At 62.2% G+C, this 3042-nt stretch carries 5 protein-coding genes; 3 read left to right on the top strand and 2 right to left on the bottom strand.

The window, feature by feature from the left end:
- Positions 1-365: 365 nt before the first annotated feature.
- Positions 366-938 carry an MOSC domain-containing protein gene (locus tag Y708_RS0119050; RefSeq protein WP_028281150.1) on the bottom strand — a complete coding sequence of 191 codons (573 nt, stop codon included), beginning with the start codon at positions 936-938 and terminating at the stop codon, positions 366-368.
- 77 nt (positions 939-1015) lie between these two features.
- Here Y708_RS0119050 and Y708_RS0119055 point away from each other — a divergent pair, with 77 nt between their 5' ends.
- The 3 genes from Y708_RS0119055 to Y708_RS0119065 all read left to right on the top strand — a co-directional run bounded on the left by Y708_RS0119055 (position 1016) and on the right by Y708_RS0119065 (position 2568).
- Complete coding sequence (locus Y708_RS0119055) at positions 1016-1477, top strand: Fur family transcriptional regulator (protein ID WP_028281151.1); 462 nt, start codon at positions 1016-1018, stop codon at positions 1475-1477.
- Between the two features lie 116 nt (positions 1478-1593).
- The gene (locus tag Y708_RS0119060; protein ID WP_028281152.1) at positions 1594-1824 is read left to right on the top strand and encodes a hypothetical protein; all 231 of its coding nucleotides are present in this window, start codon (positions 1594-1596) and stop codon (positions 1822-1824) included.
- Between the two features lie 78 nt (positions 1825-1902).
- Positions 1903-2568, top strand: coding sequence for an SDR family NAD(P)-dependent oxidoreductase (locus Y708_RS0119065; RefSeq protein ID WP_028281153.1), 666 nt, complete (start codon positions 1903-1905; stop codon positions 2566-2568).
- Positions 2569-2736: 168 nt separating this feature from the next.
- Here the strand turns inward: Y708_RS0119065 and Y708_RS26395 are convergent.
- Positions 2737-3042: DUF3459 domain-containing protein (locus Y708_RS26395; protein ID WP_035776876.1), on the bottom strand; the 306-nt coding region annotated here is incomplete at its 5' end.

Here is a 3042-nt window from a genome sequence, read left to right on the forward strand (position 1 = left end):
TGTTATCCAGCGACAGGTTGCCGCTATCGGTGATGTTGTTGTCGGTCACCTGGGCAACCTCGTCCACACGCGTTTCCGTGTTGTCCCCGCTGTCAGCGCTGGCCATACCGGCGCCTCCAACAAGCATCAGGCCGGTTACGGATCCTACTGCCAGGGACTTCTTGAAAATGTTTCGCATGTTACTGCCTCCATATTTCTGTTGGGGTAGAGGACGTTAAGCACTTCGGGACCACCCCCGTTACCGGATTGGTATGACTTTGAGATTAATCCGTGACCTGAATTCAGGTGCCAGGCTTTGGCCCGCCAACAGGCGGATCGAGTGGGTGAAAAAAAATTTGGAAACTTTTGGTCCAGCGCTCCCTGGTCTACGGCAGCCGCGACGGCCGCCGAACTGAAGCTTCACCCGCTCGTTCCGGCTCAAGTGGAACCGGGCTGATCAGCACGGCCGGCCCCATGTGCAGGGCGCCGTTCGAAAGCGGCTGACAACGTACGCCCCCGCGCCCACGCATGGCGGCGTGCGCTCCGGGAGCCAGCATCCTGTCCATCCAGACACAGGGGTGGGCAGGCCGACCTGCCCTCAGCCGGACACGGTCACCGCGCGATTCAAGCTCAAACTCCTGCCCCAGGAGTGGATGCAGATGGGCACCTCTAAGAACAACGTTCCGTCTAGTCAATAACGGGTCGAAGGGACCCGCGCCCATTTCCGCAGCCATCTCCTCAAGAGCCTCGACAGCCATCAGGGTCACGGCCGCATCCATGTGGGCAGCCTTCCCGAAGAACCGGTCGCCCACGATTCCTTTGCCGGCCACGAGCTCCACCCGGTCTGCATCGGTGGTGGGCACCTCAGCGGCGCCGTCCCGTGCCCGTCCGAAATAAGCGTGCGACGGCGACACGAGCAGGTGCAGCACCTCGACGTCGTACGTGTAAGTCTCGGTCATGGCCCAAGGCTACCCGGACCATCGTGCCGCCAAGTCAGTTGTTTTGACAGACTCAAAACAACTGCTACCGTTGAGCTATGGCACTCGGCCCCGGTTCCCAAACCCACGCGGATGTCCTTCGGAGCACCATCCGGGGGGCCGGCTTGAAGGTGACAGCACCGCGGGTGGCAGTGCTGGACGTCCTGCAGCATGCGCCCCATTCGAGTGCGGAACAGGTCTTTGCCGAGGTGCGAAAGAGCCTGAGCGGAACCTCCGCCCAGGCTGTCTACGGTATTCTCGCGGCTTTTACCGGCGCGGGATTAGTCAGGCGGTTCGATCCACCTGACTCGCCGGCACTGTTCGAATGCAGGGTCGGAGACAACCATCACCATCTTGCGTGTATTGGCTGCGGATTGATCCAGGACGTCGACTGTGTCATCCGCGAGGCACCCTGCCTCACCCCTTCCGATGATTCAGGATTCACCATTTTCTCCGCAGAAGTCACCTTCAACGGCTTGTGCCGCACATGCCAGAGCAACAGAGCACCGCAAACCGCCTGAGCTCCAGCGATATCAAAAAGTAGGTCAAACGGATCAGCATGCCTGGATCCGTACTGACCAAAATCCAACGCACAACTGAACCGCATGGCCATCAGCCATGCTCAAAAGGAGAACACATGTCACTGCTTACCCGCAGCGCACCAGTCCGCGAAGAATCTGCCACACCCGGGCAGCCACGGCCACTGAACGGTGGACGGTACGTCACGACACGCAACCCCCACACGCAGACGGAGGGAACCTATGTCACCATCAAATTCGCTGGCGAGGTCCACACACGGGGAACCTACGTCACTGTCACGAATCCTTCACCGGTGAGGCCAGAGGGCAGGTACACCGACCGCGGTTAGGGGCGACCAACGGCCGGTTTCCCGGTATTGGAAAAGGCCTTTTGGAATACTTCGACGGCCTGAGTTCTTGCAGGAAGTATGACAACTATTGCGATTATCGGAGCAGGATCAGGACTCGGGGCCGCCGTAGCCCGGCGTTTCGGCGCTGAGGGCTACACCGTTGGGCTGATCTCACGGAACCAGGGGCGCCTCGATGCGCTCGCTGAAGACCTCGCGAAAGAGGGCGTCCACGCGAAGGGATTCACCGCCGACGTGCGGGACCCGGCCTCGATCGCCAAGGCGCTGGAGCAGGTCACCGAGACCCTCGGCCCCATCGAGGTGCTGCAGTACAGCCCGTTACCGCAGAAGGACTTCATGCGCCCGGTGCTGGAAACCACCCCGGCAGACCTGGTTGGGCCCATCGAGTTCTCCATCTACGGACCGGTGGCTGCCGTGCACCAGGTGGTTCCCGGCATGCGGTTCCTTGGCGAGAACCGCGGCACCATTCTCTTCGTCAACGGCGGCTCGGCGGTCAAACCGGGACGCAACGTCACCGGCACCTCCGTGGCCTTCGCCGGACAGGCCGCCTACGTGCAGCTCCTCAACGAGGTCCTCGGCGAGGAAGGCATCCAGGTCTCCCAGCTGATCATCGGGGGCCGCATCGAAGCTGGCGATCCCGAGAAGGACCCCGATGTCCTCGCCGGCGTCCTCTGGGACCTCCACACCAAACGGGACCGCTTCCGCCATCAGGTCAGCGAAGACTAACCACGCCCACATTGTGAAGCGTGCCGGGCTCCCCTCGTCCCACGCTCTGCGCTATCCCGCTGGCCGTGCCGCGATGCAACGCGTTGCATCTGGCCGGTGGGTTATCCCATGGTGTGGCACCCACCCTGTCCAGGGCAGGTGCCACACCATGGGAGAAAACGTTGCTACTCAATCCTCCTGCAGCCACACCGAGGTGTCGGGCGGAAGCACGCCGGAGCCATCAAGAACACCACTGGACAGCAGCACCCGTCCCGCAGGAAGCGGGGCTGGCTCAGACCCGAAGTTCGTCACGGACACCCAGTCTCCGGGCCTGCGGAAAGCCACCACATCCGGCCCTCCCTCAATCCACTCGAGTTTCTCCTCGGCCTGCAGCCGCCCGCGCAGTTCCAGAGCCTGACGGTAGAAGTTGAGTGTGGACCCGGGCACGGATTCCTGGGCCTCCACCGCATAGTCCGCAAACCACTGCGGCTGCGG

Origin of the sequence: Arthrobacter sp. H5 (assembly GCF_000520595.1) — a bacterium.
Taxonomy (GTDB): Bacteria; Actinomycetota; Actinomycetes; order Actinomycetales; family Micrococcaceae; genus Arthrobacter_D.

Excerpts from the sequence above, each read along its gene's own strand:
- Y708_RS0119050 (WP_028281150.1), bottom strand. The coding sequence starts at position 938 with ATGACCGAGACTTACACGTACGACGTCGAGGTGCTGCACCTGCTCGTG.
- Y708_RS0119055 (WP_028281151.1), top strand. The coding sequence starts at position 1,016 with ATGGCACTCGGCCCCGGTTCCCAAACCCACGCGGATGTCCTTCGGAGC.
- Y708_RS0119060 (WP_028281152.1), top strand. The coding sequence starts at position 1,594 with ATGTCACTGCTTACCCGCAGCGCACCAGTCCGCGAAGAATCTGCCACA.
- Y708_RS0119065 (WP_028281153.1), top strand. The coding sequence starts at position 1,903 with ATGACAACTATTGCGATTATCGGAGCAGGATCAGGACTCGGGGCCGCC.